At 61.9% G+C, this 15372-nt stretch carries 19 protein-coding genes; 4 read left to right on the top strand and 15 right to left on the bottom strand.

All coding sequences use genetic code 11. The features are described 5' to 3' along the window. Positions 1 to 156: 156 nt before the first annotated feature. The 3 genes from FMA36_RS03575 to FMA36_RS03585 all read right to left on the bottom strand — a co-directional run bounded on the left by FMA36_RS03575 (position 157) and on the right by FMA36_RS03585 (position 3006). Positions 157 to 600, bottom strand: a complete 444-nt coding sequence (locus FMA36_RS03575) for a ribbon-helix-helix protein, CopG family (protein ID WP_475704528.1) — start codon at positions 598 to 600, stop codon at positions 157 to 159. Positions 601 to 602: 2 nt separating this feature from the next. Beyond that, positions 603 to 2591 carry a conjugal transfer protein TraG gene (locus FMA36_RS03580; RefSeq protein ID WP_159260888.1) on the bottom strand — a complete coding sequence of 663 codons (1989 nt, stop codon included), beginning with the start codon at positions 2589 to 2591 and terminating at the stop codon, positions 603 to 605. A gap of 118 nt (positions 2592 to 2709) precedes the next feature. Then, positions 2710 to 3006, bottom strand: coding sequence for a DUF2285 domain-containing protein (locus FMA36_RS03585; RefSeq protein ID WP_159260890.1), 297 nt, complete (start codon positions 3004 to 3006; stop codon positions 2710 to 2712). Between the two features lie 105 nt (positions 3007 to 3111). On the opposite strand from FMA36_RS03585, the gene FMA36_RS03590 reads away from it, so the two are divergent. Beyond that, a complete protein-coding gene (locus tag FMA36_RS03590; RefSeq protein WP_159260892.1) occupies positions 3112 to 3396 on the top strand; it encodes a helix-turn-helix domain-containing protein in 285 nt (94 codons plus the stop codon). Positions 3397 to 3445: 49 nt separating this feature from the next. Then, on the top strand, positions 3446 to 3670 hold the full coding sequence (locus FMA36_RS03595; protein ID WP_159260894.1) for a helix-turn-helix domain-containing protein: 225 nt from the start codon (positions 3446 to 3448) through the stop codon (positions 3668 to 3670). Positions 3671 to 3693: 23 nt separating this feature from the next. Here the strand turns inward: FMA36_RS03595 and FMA36_RS03600 are convergent, their stop codons facing one another. Both FMA36_RS03600 and FMA36_RS03605 read right to left on the bottom strand, forming a co-directional pair. Next, the gene (locus FMA36_RS03600) at positions 3694 to 4296 is read right to left on the bottom strand and encodes a cysteine hydrolase family protein (protein WP_159260897.1); all 603 of its coding nucleotides are present in this window, start codon (positions 4294 to 4296) and stop codon (positions 3694 to 3696) included. A 287-nt stretch (positions 4297 to 4583) separates the two neighbouring features. Further along, positions 4584 to 5342 carry an SDR family NAD(P)-dependent oxidoreductase gene (locus tag FMA36_RS03605; RefSeq protein WP_159260899.1) on the bottom strand — a complete coding sequence of 253 codons (759 nt, stop codon included), beginning with the start codon at positions 5340 to 5342 and terminating at the stop codon, positions 4584 to 4586. Positions 5343 to 5422: 80 nt separating this feature from the next. On the opposite strand from FMA36_RS03605, the gene FMA36_RS03610 reads away from it, so the two are divergent. Further along, on the top strand, positions 5423 to 5992 hold the full coding sequence (locus tag FMA36_RS03610; protein WP_206065176.1) for a TetR/AcrR family transcriptional regulator: 570 nt from the start codon (positions 5423 to 5425) through the stop codon (positions 5990 to 5992). A 107-nt stretch (positions 5993 to 6099) separates the two neighbouring features. On the opposite strand, the gene FMA36_RS03615 is transcribed toward FMA36_RS03610, so the two are convergent. The 3 genes from FMA36_RS03615 to FMA36_RS03625 form a co-directional block, all read right to left on the bottom strand. Beyond that, the gene (locus FMA36_RS03615; RefSeq protein ID WP_475704529.1) at positions 6100 to 6444 is read right to left on the bottom strand and encodes a VirB8/TrbF family protein; all 345 of its coding nucleotides are present in this window, start codon (positions 6442 to 6444) and stop codon (positions 6100 to 6102) included. A gap of 167 nt (positions 6445 to 6611) precedes the next feature. Continuing rightward, a complete protein-coding gene (locus FMA36_RS03620; protein ID WP_167518005.1) occupies positions 6612 to 7484 on the bottom strand; it encodes a LysR family transcriptional regulator in 873 nt (290 codons plus the stop codon). A 214-nt stretch (positions 7485 to 7698) separates the two neighbouring features. Further along, complete coding sequence (locus tag FMA36_RS03625; RefSeq protein ID WP_159260901.1) at positions 7699 to 8460, bottom strand: SDR family NAD(P)-dependent oxidoreductase; 762 nt, start codon at positions 8458 to 8460, stop codon at positions 7699 to 7701. A 100-nt stretch (positions 8461 to 8560) separates the two neighbouring features. On the opposite strand from FMA36_RS03625, the gene FMA36_RS03630 reads away from it, so the two are divergent. Continuing rightward, positions 8561 to 9451: a LysR family transcriptional regulator gene (locus tag FMA36_RS03630; RefSeq protein ID WP_159260903.1), complete on the top strand. Its 891-nt coding sequence runs from the start codon at positions 8561 to 8563 to the stop codon at positions 9449 to 9451. On the opposite strand, the gene FMA36_RS19835 is transcribed toward FMA36_RS03630, so the two are convergent. From FMA36_RS19835 to FMA36_RS03665, 7 genes are all read right to left on the bottom strand, one after another. Next, positions 9448 to 11658 carry a relaxase/mobilization nuclease domain-containing protein gene (locus FMA36_RS19835; RefSeq protein ID WP_346766524.1) on the bottom strand — a complete coding sequence of 737 codons (2211 nt, stop codon included), beginning with the start codon at positions 11656 to 11658 and terminating at the stop codon, positions 9448 to 9450. The two genes, FMA36_RS03630 and FMA36_RS19835, sit on opposite strands and share 4 nt — an antisense overlap. 79 nt (positions 11659 to 11737) lie before the next feature. Further along, positions 11738 to 12391: a lytic transglycosylase domain-containing protein gene (locus FMA36_RS03640; RefSeq protein WP_159260906.1), complete on the bottom strand. Its 654-nt coding sequence runs from the start codon at positions 12389 to 12391 to the stop codon at positions 11738 to 11740. A 4-nt stretch (positions 12392 to 12395) separates the two neighbouring features. After that, a complete protein-coding gene (locus FMA36_RS03645) occupies positions 12396 to 12731 on the bottom strand; it encodes a DUF736 domain-containing protein (protein WP_159260908.1) in 336 nt (111 codons plus the stop codon). Beyond that, positions 12715 to 13320, bottom strand: coding sequence for a S26 family signal peptidase (locus tag FMA36_RS03650; RefSeq protein WP_159260910.1), 606 nt, complete (start codon positions 13318 to 13320; stop codon positions 12715 to 12717). Before FMA36_RS03650 ends, FMA36_RS03645 begins: the two co-directional genes overlap by 17 nt. Next, the gene (locus FMA36_RS03655) at positions 13317 to 13832 is read right to left on the bottom strand and encodes a DUF2840 domain-containing protein (protein WP_159260912.1); all 516 of its coding nucleotides are present in this window, start codon (positions 13830 to 13832) and stop codon (positions 13317 to 13319) included. The genes FMA36_RS03650 and FMA36_RS03655 overlap by 4 nt, the downstream gene beginning before the upstream one ends. Further along, on the bottom strand, positions 13829 to 14947 hold the full coding sequence (locus tag FMA36_RS03660; RefSeq protein ID WP_159260914.1) for a replication initiator protein A: 1119 nt from the start codon (positions 14945 to 14947) through the stop codon (positions 13829 to 13831). The genes FMA36_RS03655 and FMA36_RS03660 overlap by 4 nt, the downstream gene beginning before the upstream one ends. Continuing rightward, positions 14948 to 15217, bottom strand: a complete 270-nt coding sequence (locus FMA36_RS03665) for a helix-turn-helix transcriptional regulator (protein WP_159260915.1) — start codon at positions 15215 to 15217, stop codon at positions 14948 to 14950. Positions 15218 to 15372 lie beyond the last annotated feature (155 nt).

The raw sequence follows: 15372 nt of genomic DNA on the forward strand, positions 1-15372 counted from the left end.
CGGGACCGGAACAGATGGTCCCCACACGGGGATGATTAAAAGAGGGCCATTTCGGCTCGATTCAACAACTATTGCGGACCGTGCGGCCATTGCGTGGAAACGGCGGTAATCGGCGGGATTGACGAATCCTTTTGGCTGCCCCACGCAATCTGACGATTACTGGGGGTCTTCACCACGATTGCGCCGCGTGTCGATGTCCCGCGACAGTTCCCTGAGAAAGCGATCTCCCGTCGCCAGTTTTCGCCCGAGCGATTGCAGGAAACCCTCGAACCGCTCGACGCCTTTCGCTCTGGCCGATGCCTGGGCACTGTCAGGCAGCGGTGGAGTGACGGTCAGCCAGAAACGAATGAACAGTGCCAACGTCTCGCCCATAATAGCGAGATCTTCGTCCATCCCGGCAATCTGGCGGTCGATCCTTTCCATACGACGGGCAAACACCGCCTCCAGCCGCTCCGACGCATCGGCCGAAAGGAAGGAGGCGACGGCAGCCTCGATCACCGCCGATTTCGAGACGTTGCGCCGCAACGCCAGCGCTTCGACCTGCTTCAGAAGCTCGGCCTCGAAATACACGTTCATGCGGGTCTTGCTCGGCATGGGCATCCTCACAGATCGAGGCCATCGGCAGGGTCCATCGTCGCCTGCCGCGCAACGGAACGAGCCTGCTGACGTATGGTGCGCGCCCTGACGGCATCGACATCCGGCTCGTCGTCGAGCACATCGAACTCCTGCACGCACGGATGCTCGGGTGGCGCGACATCCTCATGCTCCGGCAATTCCGGTTCGCGGCGAATACCGGCATTGGCCGAATCGCCATCAGCCCCATTACTGCGATCCGGTGCTGGCCCTTCTGATGGAGCGCCTACCTCCAGCGCCGACCAGTCATCGGACGGGAGCGCGGACGGGGGTTTCGTCCCGGCGGACGGGGGCGGCAGGACACGCTCCATGAACCGCGCATCCTCGTAATAGCGCGCCTTCTTCGCGCGGACGGGGGCGACGCCCGCGACCAGCAGCAGTTCATCGGTCGGCGGAAGCTGCATCACCTCGCCGGGCGTGAGCAAAGGTCGTGCCGTTTCCTGCCGCGACACCATGAGATGCCCGAGCCAGGGCGATAGCCGGTGCCCGGCATAATTGGTGGAATCACGCATCTCGGTCGCGGTGCCGAGCGCGTCCGACACCCGCCGGGCGGTGCGCTCGTCGTTGGTAGCAAACGCGACGCGGACATGGCAGTTGTCGAGAATGCTGTTGTTCGCGCCGTAAGCTTTTTCGATCTGGTTGAGGCTCTGCGCGATCAGAAAGGATTTGATCCCATAGCCCGCCATGAAGGCTAGCGCGCTCTCGAAGAAATCGAGACGGCCGAGGGCGGGAAACTCATCGAGCATCAGTAGCAGCCGGTGCCGATGAGTGGACACATACAGATCCTCCGTCAGACGACGGCCGATCTGATTGAGGATCAGACGGATCAGCGGCTTGGTGCGGGCGATGTCGGATGGTGGGACGACGAGATAGAGGCTGGCGGGCTGCTGGCCGGACACCAGATCCGCGATGCGCCAGTCGCACCGTGCCGTCACCTTTGCAACTACGGGGTCGCGATACAGGCCGAGGAACGACATGGCGGTGGACAACACACCTGACCGCTCATTATCGCTCTTGTTCAGCAGCTCGCGCGCCGACGAAGCAATGACGGGATGCACGCCCGCCTTGCCGAGATGCTGCGTGGACATCATGGCACGTAGCGTCGCCTCCACCGGCCGCTTAGGATCGGAGAGAAAATTGGCGACACCGGCCAGCGTCTTGTCCGGTTCGGCATAGAGGACATGCAGGATCGCACCCACCAGCAGGGAGTGCGAGGTCTTTTCCCAATGGTTCCGCCGGTCCAGAGCACCTTCGGGATCGACGAGGATATCGGCGATGTTCTGGACGTCCCGCACCTCCTTATCGCCACGCCGGACCTCCAGCAGCGGGTTGTAGGGCGAGGATGCCGGATCGGTCGGGTCAAACAGCAGCACGCGCCCGTGGCGCGCACGAAATCCGGCGGTCAACCCCCAGTTCTCTCCCTTGATGTCATGGACGATGGCCGAGCCCGGCCATGTCAGCAGCGTCGGCACGACCAGCCCGACACCTTTGCCCGAACGGGTCGGCGCAAAGCACAGGACATGCTCTGGACCATTATGCCGGAGATAGTCCCGATCCCATCGGCCCAGCACCACGCCGTCGGGGTCGAGCAGCCCTGCCTGCTTCACCTCGCCGGCCTCCGCCCAGCGGGCCGAGCCGTATGTGGCGACGTTGCGGGCCTCGCGCGCCCGTAGGATGGACAGGCCGATGGCCACGACGCTGCCGATAATTCCACCGGACGAGGCGATGTATCCGCCCGTCACGAAAATCGACGGCGCGTAGGCATCGTAGAAATACCACCACCAGAAGAAAGCTGGCGGATAGTAGAACGGCCAGCCTGCCACCATGAACCAGGGAGCGCCAAGCTGGGGCTGAAAACCCAGGCGCCAGGCCGTCCATTCCGTGGCACTCCAGATGGCGACGAAGACGATCAGCAGGACGAGGGCGACCGCCCCCCACAGGACACGGCTTCCGGGCATCGGGGCTCCAATCGGCTTGGGGAAATGAAACCGATCAGAGAAGGGGCGACCCAGCGGCAGGCAATATATAATGAGTCGCGATCGTACCACCGGATACCATGGCGAAGAAAAAGGACGGTCAGTGCCGGGTTGCACGGGCGTCGATCACGGCCCGTTCGAGAATCTTCCGATAACCGATTTTCGTCATCCATCGCGCACGGGCGAGATGGCTTTCCCAGCAGATGCGCGTGCGCTCTCCGTCCGCCGGATCGCGATGCAGCACGATCCGCGCCACCTCCGCCCAGTCGGCCCGATCCGCCTCGGCATCAAGTAGGCGGAGATAGGTGATGAAATGCACTTCGTCATAGGTCGTGATCTCCGGCACGGTCGGCGTCAGATCATCGACATCGGGGTCCAGTTCGGGTCTTGCTGTCATCCGACAGCCCTCCAGCAGGATCGCAGTCAACCATATCCTAAAATGGGATAATCCCAAATCAGGATTATCGGAACGGCTCCCCTCCCCGTCGGAGAGCCGTTCCGCATGAAGAAATCCCTGCGCACACCCCGGCAGCTTTTGCTGCAATCGCTTCTTACAGAAGCGCGCAAAACCGGGGGTATGACGCAGGCGGAACTGGCCGCCGCACTCGGCAAGCCACAATCCTTCGTCGCCAAATATGAGAATGGCGAGCGACGAATCGATGTCATCGAGTTTGCTGACATAACAGCCGCCCTCGGCGTTTCCGGCGCTGATCTTCTCGTTCGTCTTGCACCTGGCGCAGAAAAGCCCCCGCCAGAGGGCGAGAATACCACGGGCCGGGACGAATAGGAACGATCATTCCTGGAACGATCGTTCCGACACGGGTCTCGATGATGGCATGGACCTCAAAGAGGTCATGGCGGTCAACCTGCGTCGGATGCGTCATGACAGGGATATGACGCAAGAGGAGCTGGCCGATCGCGCTGGCCTGAGCACCCGCTATGTCGGGGCGATCGAACGCGCGGACGTGTCGGCAAGCGTTACGATCCTGGGAAAGATTGCCGAGGCGCTGGGCGTGGAACCGGGTGTGTTATTGAAAACTGTCCCGGCCAGCCCGCGCTGATCGGCTGAGGGTACAAGACGCCCTCAGTTCTTCCACGCGGTGCTATCCTTGACAACGACGGCGAACATATCCGCCAGTTCGGCCAGCGCAACGCGGCGCACGGTTTCGGCCGCGATCGTTCCGCCCAGCGGATCGGTAACATCGCGTGCGGCAATGGCGTCCGCCACCAGGGTCACGCGCAGGCCGTACTCCTCCGCTGCCGCGCGGGCGGTGGTGGACACACAGACACCCACCGTATCACCGGCGATGATGACCTCGTTCCGACCCGTCTCCTTGATCCGGTCCGCGAGCCCGGTGCCGATAAACGCATTAGCGTGAGTCTTGAACAGAACCGTCTCCCCTTCTTGAGGCGCGACCTGGGGCAGGAAATCGCGATACGGTCCATCGCTGGCGAAGGCAGGAGCGCCGGGTCCGGCGTCATGGGCGATATGGATGACCGGCATGCCCTTGCGACGCGCAAGGGCAAGAAGCCGCCCGGCCTCATCCGCCGCCGCATCGACATTGGCGAGCGGCACCCGCCCGTCGCGATATTCCCGCTGGATGTCGATCAGGATCAGCACCGACCGATCAAGCGGGGACGGACTGTCGTCGAGACCGTAGATCTGACGGAAGGTTTCAAGGGTCATTGAGGTTTTCCTCCTGGTGACAAGGAGTTCTAACGAATTGGGCATTTCATAAACATGCGCCGCACGTTTCGTGACGTCCCGGTATCTTGACTGGAAACGATGATGGCATGGTTTGACCCTGCATGGTCAGACCGCTTATGCACTACGCCCGAACGCAGGTCGCGAAGCCGGTGGATGATCCCGATCGTGCTCCGGCGGCAAACAGCCAAAGCCTTATCCCGCTGACTTCGCGGGATAAGGACAATGCACCTGCGGCATAGGCTGACCGCGATTTCTCGCGGCAGGCGTCAAACGGCGACGAAGCCGCCATCGACCAGAAGCTCTTCGCCGCCGACAAAGCTGCTGTCCTGTGACGCAAGGAAAAGCACGGCCTTGGCGATCTCGTCGGTTTGGGCGAGCCGACCGAAAGGAATGGCCTGCTGCATCCAGGCTTCGGCACCTTCGTTATTGCCGAAATAGGTCTCCATCGCCGGTGTCAGCACCATGCCGGGCGACACCACATTGACGCGAATGCCCCGGCCCTTCAGATCAACTGTCCAACCGCGCGCAAGAGAACGGATCGCCGCTTTCGTCGCACTATAGATAGAGAGGTTCGGGAAACCTTTTACTGCCGCGCCGGAGCCCGCCAGAACGATGGCCCCGCCATCAGACATCAGCGGCAGCGCCTTTTGCACGGTGAAGACCATGCCTTTCACATTGATGTTAAAAAGGCGGTCGAAATGGGCCTCATCGATCTCGCCCAGAGCGGCCTGTTCGGAAATTCCGGCATTCGCAAAAACTACGTCGACCCGACCGTGATCACGGTTGATCTGCGCATAAAGCCGGTCAAGGTCTGCGGGATTAGACACATCACCCTGCACACCCGTTACGTTCCCGCCGGTTACTTCCTTGCCGATCTCGGTTACGGCAGCGTCAAGGCGGCTCTGGCTGCGCCCAATGATATAGACTTGGGCTCCTTCCTCGACGAAGGTCTTGGCTGTGGTAAGGCCGATACCGTCTGTACCACCTGTTACCACTACGACTCTGTCCGTGAATCGTTGCGACATCTTTACGTCCTCACATAAGTGGAGTGTTGTTCCACTTATGGATATGGATTACCGCTCCACTTATCAAGCGGGAAAGAGATATGCCGTTGACCGATGAAACGCCCTTGCGCGCGGACGCACAGCAAAACAGAGACAAGATCCTTGCTGCTGCCGAGGAGATTTTCCTCGAGAGGGGTGCGACCGTTTCGATGAACGAGGTCGCGAGGCACGCGGGCGTTGGTATAGGCACGCTTTACCGGCGTTTTGCGACACGGGAAGATCTGCTTGCTGCTGCCTACAGCGCACGTTTCGTCGCCTTTGCCGAGGAAATGCAGGCGCACGCAGAAAGGGCCGATTGTGTTTTGGCGCTGCGTGACTACCTTGAGCGACTTGTGCGCCACACGATCATCTATCGGGGTTTTGCGTCCTCGCTTGGCATCGTGTTGAAAACCGGCACGCCGGGATGTCTTGCCACCAGCAAAGTAGGCCAGCAGCTCTTACAGTCTGCACAAGATAGCGGTCGAGTGCGTTTGGACGTATCTTTCGAGGATGTGGTGTGCATTGCTACGGCGATCTCGCTTTGCGTGGAGCAGAATGGAAATTCACAATCGCGCATCGCAAATCTTGTCGGCGTGTTCACGGGCGGTATCTTGACTGGCTTGCCAGAGTGAACCGGTCTTTTTTCTATAAAGCGTCATCCAATTCACGAACTTTCCATCGCCCGCCGCGCCTTGGCGAAGCCGCGATCCGTGGTCCATTCATCGGCACGGTGCCAGTTCTAACGGACGACGATGGCATCGGCCGGGATCGCGCGCAGCCGTTCTATGAATCGGCCCAGATGGAACGCGATTTGCGGATCAGTCGGCCGATAGTCGGCAACGGTCGCCGCGACGGTCTGCGCGTGGCCGAGCTTATCGACCTGCACCACCCACGGCACGACGGTCCCGCGCGCAGATTGCCAGACAAGGGCGGTGGCGATCCGGCCGATAGGATAGGGAGCCGAAGGCCATATATCGCCAGTTCTTCGCCGGAACGCCACCCATTGCGCCGCCGCCCAGGTCCTGATCAGAACGATGATGAAGACGACAGTGATCTGACCCCAGAGTATTCGAATTCCACGCATACAGGCTCCAATTGGCAAAAGAGACGGAGCCGATCAGAAAATAGGCAATTTCGGGTCTGCATTAGTAAAGGCATTGCCGGAGAGCTGTAGGATACGATCGGCGGCAAATAGGACAGTGTGTCGCGGCACTATTCCGGCACTGAGGTGGTGGATTGGCTGCGATTCGCTCAGTGCATGTTCGTCGCGAGCGCGAGCAACTTGAGAAGTGCGGGCGCGCGATTGGACGGCGACCAGACAGCCGAAAATGGGATGGTTTCAGCCTCGTCCTGGATCGGGCGGAAAGCGACATTCGCCGTGCTGTCAGCTGCGCCTTCCTCGACGGAAAGCGAGATGCCGTGTCCGATCGCTACCATGGACAGCAGGGTGCTGCGCTCAACATCAAAACGCAGGATTGTTGGCGTCAGCCATTTTCCGGCCGCCCGCGCCACGATCATGTCGTCAACCTGCGGGCCAGTGCCGCTATGGCGGACGAGGAAAGTTTCGTCCGCAAGGTGACGCCATTCCACACCCGATCGTGCCGCCAAAGGATGTTTGACCGGCAGCGCAACCATAAGGCGGTCGCGCCATATCACGCGGGAATTAAGGTCGGGGGTCTGATGGGTGCAGGCCATGAAGGCGACATCGAGCCTGCCTTCGCGGATCATGAATTGGGCGTCTCTCGCCGTTCCCTCGGTAACTTGTAGCCGGACTCCGGGATGGTCGATGTGGAACCGCTCCAATAGCCGGTCGAGAAAGCAGCCAGGGGTGAGCGCATGCACGCCGACGCGAAGTTCTCCGGCCTCGCCGCGCGCCTGCATCCCGGCGATCTTGATGGCGCGGTCGAGGATACCCATGCCCTCACCGACCTGATCGACGAAGCGGCGTCCGGCTTCAGTCAGGCGGACGCCGCGCGTGTTGCGGTCGAAGAGAACGATGCCAAGGTCTTCCTCCAACGCTTTTATCCGAGCGCTGACGCTCGATTGACTTGTGCCGAGCGCCAGCGCGGCACGATTGAAGCTGAGATACTCCGCAACGGCGAGCGCCTGGATCAGGGCGATCATAGGGACGCGGCTTCGGAGGATCGAAAAAGGAGATCCTATTTCGGGTTCTTTTCTCTGTCTCCTTCGCATGTCGTTCACCGCCAAGTTGTAACGTCACGCTTCATCAGCGGTGGCGTAGCTCTTTAAAAAAGAGAGGCTGTAGCAACTACGAATGCAACGACATCCAGCCGTCTCTCGACGCAGGCCAGGTCGTTACCGAAAAATGGGGAACCCATCAGATTCGCATTCCGCCCGAAACCTCGATCCGCTGTGCATTTACCCAGCGGTTATCCTCCGACAGAAGCGAGGCGATCATCGGCCCTATGTCGTCAGGTTGCCCTGGGCGACCGAGAGCGGTCATGCCGGCAATAGCCTTGGCGACGTCGGGATTGTCGCGCACCACACCGCCGCTGAAATCGGTCGCAATGGCGCCGGGTGCGACACAGTTCACGGCGATACGCCGTGCGCCCAGTTCGAACGCCATATATTTGGTCATCGTTTCGACGGCAGCCTTCATCGTGGCGTAGGCGGCGCGATTCGCCATGATGATCCGCGTCAGGCCCGATGAGATATTCACGATGCGACCACCATCCCTGATCAAGGGCGCAAGCTTCTGAGTGAGGAAGAAAACGCCCTTCACATGGATCCGATAGAGCGTATCGAATTCCTCTTCCTGCGCATTCAGGAAAGCCATGCCGCTGGAATTGCCGGCATTGTTGACGAGGTAGTCGAATCTCTCGGCACCGAGGACTTGGAGTATCTGCTGGACACTGATGACGAATGCGTCGAAGCTGCTGGTATCACCCGTGTCCAGATGAAGCGCCACAGCCTTGCCGCCAGCCTTCTCGATCAGGCTGACGACCTTATCAGCCTCCGTCTTGTTGGTGTTGTAGGTGAAGATCGAAGTAACGCCGCGACGGGCGAGCGCTTCGGCCGTGGAACGGCCCAGACCGCGGCTGCCGCCGGTAACCAGAGCGATGGGAACGTGATTTGTCATAAGGATCTCCTGAGATGATGATCCCGATATAGCTTGCACGGTCCCAACGGATTAGATCGCGATTGCCGCCCATACTGTTTTGCCATACAGAATAATCCTCATGGATAGATTGTCCTCTATGGAATTATTCGTGCGGATCGTGGAGCGCGCCAGCTTCAGCGCGGCGGCCGCTGATATCGGTGTTTCACGCCCCGTCGCGACAGCAACCATCAAGGGGTTGGAGCGCCGGCTTGGCACACGCCTACTCCAGCGCACCACACGGCATGTCCAGCCGACTGTCGAGGGAGAAATATACTATCGCCGTTGCATGGCCATTCTCGCTGACATCGAAGATGCCGACAGAAGTGCGAGCGGCGCCGTGACTGGCCTGCTGCGGGTTGACGTGGCCGGCAACCTTGCGCGGACGATGCTGTTGCCGTCGCTGCCTGCTTTTTTAGCCCAGCATCCTTTACTCACGGTCCATCTCCGAGAAAGCGAGCGCTATGTCGATCTGGTGCGTGAAGGTGTCGATTGCGTCGTCCGCAGTGGGCAGCTCTCCGACAGCGACATGATCGCACGACCTATAGGCGCCATGCGGGAAATCACCTGCGCGAGTCCGGAATATCTGGCAAGGCATGGCATTCCGTTGTCGCCCGACGCCCTCGATGGTCACACGATGATCGGCTTCGTGTCATCGCGCACCGACCGCGTTATGCCGCTGGAGTTCACGATGGACGGAAAGACCGTCGAGGTCGCGCTGCCTTCGCGCGTTCTGGTTTCCGGTGCGGACATGAATGCAGAGGCAGCACGCCTCGGACTTGGCTTGGCACAAGCACCGCGAAGTCGGTTCAAAGATGATCTTGCCTCAGGCGCTCTTGTAGAAGTTCTATCCGAGTTTACACCGCCAGAAACGCCTATTTCCGTGCTGTATCCCAGCAATCGTTATCTTTCTCAGCGGGTACGCGTGTTTGTCGATTGGCTTGTCGCCACGCTTAAACCTGAGTTCTCCTAAATACTTAGCCCTCTCTGCTTTCCCAACTGCCACGACACCGAGCCGCCCTGCACGACGCCCGTGACCTCGCGGCCGAGTTGGCGGTCGATGACCGGCCGCCACGGGACAAGGGTGAACTCGTGACTCTGTTCGGCAATGGCGAACTTGCCGCTCGATAGCTGCACGGTGCCGGTGAACGTGCCGCTGATCTTCTCGCCATCCGTCGCCGCCCGAAATGGCAGCGCTTTGCTCTCGGCCATCTCCGCGCCGACGCGCGCGACTTCGCGCTCTCGCAGTGTGGCGAGAAGGCTGCGCCGATAGAAGATGCGGCCATCCCGTGCTCGGGTGGCGTCACCCTGTTCGATATGGTGTTCGCGCCGCTGGTCCATCGCCTCGCGCACCTGCTGACCGAAACCGGCCGGAGCGAGATCCGATGCGTCAGGCGTCACCAGCCTCCGATCGAGCCAGGTCGCGCCGTCCGAACCGATCTGGCTTTCCAGACTGAAGGTCGAAATGACGCGGATGCTGGCCTGCCGGTTCCGGCCTGCATCATAGGCGGCAGCACGGCTGGCGAAATCCTGGGGAATACGCCACAGGTCGTCGTCGATCCGCTCGACGATACCGGCCCGGCGCAGGGCCTCCAGCCGCCGGACATGGGAGGCGACGAAACCGTCATAATCGCCGCCCGGCACCCGCCCCTCGAACCGGGCCTGTTCCAGATGACGGCTCGGCCGATAGATACCTCCCTCGACCATGCCGGCAATCGCGCGATCGGAGGGGCGCACGGCGCTATCAGGCGGGCCAATTTCGACGATACTGCCGATCCGTGCCTCCGCGACGCGGACCGGGTCGATGCCGGCGACATGATGCGTGCGGCCGTCAATGCCATCGACCACCAGCGTCAGTTCCTCACCCAGCTCGTCGGACAGATGCTTGTCGATGACGCGGCCGACAAATGGCGTCACGGGTGCTGCATCATGGATCGAAAAACTCATAGGGTCGCGCTCGGCGCCCTCCGCCCGGAGTGCCTTCTGCATCGTACGGATGATGTCGCCGCGCTCGCCCATCTCGCGCAGCGTCGGCTCCAGTTGCTCGCTCAGTTCCCACACGCCCGGCGCGTGTTCCGTGGCAAGGCCCATATCGCCCAGCTTGCCAAGACGACGCAGGCGGAGCGTCCGGTCCGCCTGGCCGCGCGTATCATCAGGTTCATGCCGCAAATCGAGAAACCGGCCCTCGGCCTCCGTGAGCATCGCCCGATCGAGACGGGTAAAACGATCCTGGTCGATTTCGGCGACCAGCTTGCGGCGCTGCTCGATCTCGGTGACAGGTCCAAGTTCCAAGGTCACCAGTTCGCTCGCCCGTTCGCGGATGCCGTTGGCAAGATAATCGCCATTGATGACCAGATCCTCGCCCAGGTCGTCACGGCCGTTTACGACGACATGCACATGCGGATGGCCGGTATTATGATGGTTGACCGCGACCCAATCGAGCTTCGTGCCGAGATCGGCTTCGACCTGCGCCATCAGGTCTCGGGTATACTCCGTCAGGTCGGCAAGATTTCCGGCATCCTCTGGTGAGACGATGAAGCGGAACTGATGGCGGTCGTCACGGCCACGATCGAGAAAGGCGTCACCATCGGCGCGGTCTTCCGTCCCCGAATAGAGCCGTCCCCGCTCGCCATCGCGGTCAGTGCCGTCGCGCTGGATGTAGCGGAGATGGGCAGCGGCCTTGCCATTCCGCCCGGCGGCACGGACGGAGCGGGATTTGACGACGACACGGCGACTGCTTGGTCGCCGATGGCTCCAGCCATTCGAGAGGTTCCGGGCACGCACGAACGTCGCCCCCCTTCCACGCCGCACGCCACGCCCGGACGCGATGCTTCCCTCCCCCTTCGGCGTACGGCTGGGACCACCTCCACGAGGACGTCCGCTCCCGCCGCTCGCCGCCTGCTGCTGGCGCGTAACCGTCCGCACCCTGGTCAGGAAACTCCTGGCACGACCGACCTTCGGCGTGTCGGCGCGGATGCGACCCGGCCTCGGGCGGAACCGGTTGTCGTCACCCGCGCTCATAGCCGCTGATCCGCCCAAAACGGCCAGAAACAGACAAGAGTGCCGCGAAAAACGGGGCGGAAACTGACTTCGCCGCCTGTCGCGGCACCATACCCCCTCAAAGGGGGTGCCACCCAAAACAATGTGCAGACAAGGGCTTGCCCTGCGGATCGGACCCATGGGGTGCCGTCCGCTTTAATCTTGCGCTCCCTCTTCTGCCCTCTTTCCGCCTCTCCATCCCCTGCACCACATCCACTCATCATGGCCGCGATCCCATGCCGCCAGCCACAATGAACAGGCCATCCGATCGCGGCATGATCCCCGACATATCGCGCATAGACGCGACCGCCGTGCTGCGATCAGGTTGCATGATGAAGAGCGGCGCACGGGTCCAGAAAAACCGATCGGCCGCCGCGATCATGACGGGAGCATCGCCGCCACCTCCGATGAGCGGCCCAACGGCAGCGACATAAGCGCGCGTTTCCGATGGGAGCGGACGCCCTGCCAGAGATGCCTCATAGCGTTCGGGACCAGCATTATACGCGGCGAGAAAACCCGGCGAACCGTAGCGGTCATGCAGTTCGCGGAGATACGCCGCGCCCGCCAGAATGTTGTCGCGCGGATCATAAGGATCACGGCCGAGATGATGACGGACGCGCAGTTCCGCCCATGTGCCGGGCATGATCTGCATCAGCCCCATCGCGCCCGCTGATGAAACGGCCCCCGGATCGCCTGCACTCTCGGCCCCCATAACAGCGCTGATCCAGGTCGCCGGAATGTCGAAACGGTGTGCAGCCTCAGCAACCTCGGCAGCATATGGGACGTCGCTTGTCTGCGCCGATACAGCACCCGGCACCACGGACACGAGACATCCCGCCACCAACAGACACGCGATCCGGGTCTGATTGCGCATGGTGTCAGTCCCGCCCGTCGCGCTTCGGCGGCCGGCTCCAGTGCAGCGACCAGAGACCGCCATCACTGCCGTCACGGAACAAATTGGCACGCAGTGGCTGCGGCAGGAGCGGATCGTCGATCAGCAGGGCGACATAATCGCCGGCGCGTTCGCCGGTACGTTTCCAGCCAGCACCGATCTCCGGGCCATCCTCATCATCGCGATGGACGCGATAATCCGGGGCGTTGTCGGAGTCCGATTTCTCGGCCGACACGATGACGATCTCATGGGAACCTAGGAAGGTCTGGATGCGTCCGGCAAAGCCGGTTTTGTCGCGCGTGAAGCTACCGATCTGCGGCATGGGAAGTCTCCATTGCGATATTGGGAAGGAGCGGCATTGGCCTGTCAGCGAACAGGCCGTGCCAGACGAAATGACCGTCGCCGTGCGCGTCGGTGTAGAGCGGCGTCGCCCGGCCGATGACGGTGGCGCGCGGAAGCGGGCCGAAATAGCGGCCGTCCAGACTGTCGCGAATGGACGAGTTCATGAGGAAAATCTGATCCGGCGCGATGCGGCGGCAGCCTTGCCAGATCGGCAGCACACGCCCGCGCCGGTCACGGTCCTGCGCGTCGCCGAGCTTTACTCCATCCACGGTGACGGTACGGCCGACACGGCACACCTGTTGCCCCGGCAGTGCTGCGACAGACTTGAGCAGCGGCACGTTCCGCCCGATATAACCGCGCCCGACCATGAAATCGGCCAATGGTTTCGGCGGCCTGACGGCGACAAGATCGCCGGCCGTCAGCCCGTTCTGCGCTCTAAGGTCGTAGAGGCCGAGGGGCGTACTGGCGGAGGCGTTCCAGAGCAGCTTCACCGGCACGTGAACGATGGACGCAACGGCCACGCCCATCGCAGCAAAATACGTCGCCATGACATAACCGAAGCGGGTCATGGCCTGATCTCCCGCCGTCTGAGCCACGCTCGATGACGTGCCATCGTGTAGACGCGCGGTTTCTCACCCGCGTTCAGCCGGTTGCCGACATGCCGCCAGTGATCGGGCGCGACCGCGCAGGCGTCGATGTCGGCCTCTTCCAACGCATCGATATGACGGAGCACCTGCTCGACCTTCAGCCAACCCGCGACCCGCAGCAGGATTTCGGCTCCGGGACGGACGAACGGCACGGTCTGGCAGGGTTCGCCCGGTGCCACGGCGCGCAGGATGTCGATGCGCGACGCGACCGTGCCGAAATCGTTGGCCGCCCAGCGCACAAAAGCGAAAACGCTGCCAGGCCGGAAGGAGAAGATACGACGGCGTCGGTCGAGGATCTGTTCCTGAGCCTCATGGCCGAACCTGATCCAGTTCTCGACGCGCTTGTCGATGTGGGTCAGTTCGACATGGGTCAATGCGTCGCGTGCGAACGGGAGGGCATTGACCCGCGCACGGACCGTTGTGGCGCTGCTCATGGCCCGTCTCCCGGCATGGGAGAAAGACCACACGCATGAGGATCATGCGGCCTGTCAGCGGCACCGGCACCACGGTCGGTATCCGGCCGCCCCAACATCAAAAAGTTAGAGTCTAAGTTAGACTCTAAGTTAGGAGCGCGATTCCGCGTTTCAGGCCAAAGACTTAACTGGGGTTCGTGCGCCTGAAATCCCGATAGTGATGCGCCCGAAGTCCCGATAGTCCCTGCGCCCGAAATCCCGTGTCCATCCACACCGTCATCCACAGGCACTGTGGATAAGGTGACGGGACGAATATGCAGCAGTTTCCGCCGCCCTTCGCGCCGGATCGCGAGGCGATAGCCAGGGAGCGACTGGCGGGCGGCGATGCGCCGCAGATCGAACGCGAAATCGGAGACACGCGCCAGACTGCCTGATTTCTCATGGAGATGCGCGATCTCGAACAGCCAGCCCTGCGGTTGATGCCCGGCATGTTTGCGGGCGACGCGGTAGAGCCAGCGTTCGATGCCGCCCGTCAGGCGGAAATAGGCCGGGTCGATGGTGAGGACCAGCGAGCGGTCGATCACGCCACGATAGAACCAGTCGGGCAGGACGCACTCCATGCCCTCGACACGGCCGTCGCGGGTGGTCCGTTCCTCCCATTCATTGATCCAGGAGAACTGGTGTCGGCGCCAATGCTCGCCATTGCGGATCGTGGTGCGGATCACGGTCGATTGTAGCCGGGCGAACGCGGCCTTGAGCAGGCGATAATCCCGTGCGCCCGTAGCGCGACCGACGGCCGTCAGAAGCCGGTATGGGGTGAAGCGCAGAAAGCGGGACGTCCTGAGGCCGCCATTCTCGGCCTCGACGATCTGCGAAGCGGCCCAGATCAGCACATCGGCATCCCAGATCGTCGCCATGCCATGCTCGGCCAGGCCGTGAATCTCGACCCGCTGACCGCCGGCCTCGTAGAGGATCGGGGTGACCCGCTTTATCTTGGAGAGCGAGAAGAACGGCCGCTCCATCAGGTCGCGCTGATCGCGGGGGCTGGCATCGCCACCTGCGATGACGAAGGGATCGAGGCGAAGCCTCTCGCTCTCCCGCCCCTGCTGGCCGCGCTGCGGCATGACGCCGGCCATTCAGAGGGTCGCCTTCTCGGCCGGGGTCAGCGGACGGGCCGGGAATACGCGGCAGGGTGTCTCGTCCGAGGTAGATTTGCGGACACCATTCTCGACCCATCCCTGAAGATCTGGGAGGGAATAGACGATACGGCCACCAATCTTGCGATAGATCGGGCCGGTGCCATAGGTGCGGTGCTTTTCCAGCGTACGGATGGAAATGCCGAGGAAGCGCGCCGCATCGGGCGTGCGCATGAAACGGGGCGGCAACCCCGTCTTGGGATCGAGCATGATCGGGCCTCCGGTTGGGTTCGGCGGCTGTCGGTCACGACAGCGGGCCATGGCGAACCGTGGCGAAGGATCGGCGGTCTGGAGAGTGCCGGAATTAGGGAGGGTTGATTCCGGCACTCCGATTGGGACTACTTATCGAGAAGAGCCAATGTGCG

The sequence above is a fragment of the Komagataeibacter xylinus genome (assembly GCF_009834365.1).
GTDB classification, from domain to species: Bacteria; Pseudomonadota; Alphaproteobacteria; order Acetobacterales; family Acetobacteraceae; genus Komagataeibacter; species Komagataeibacter xylinus_D.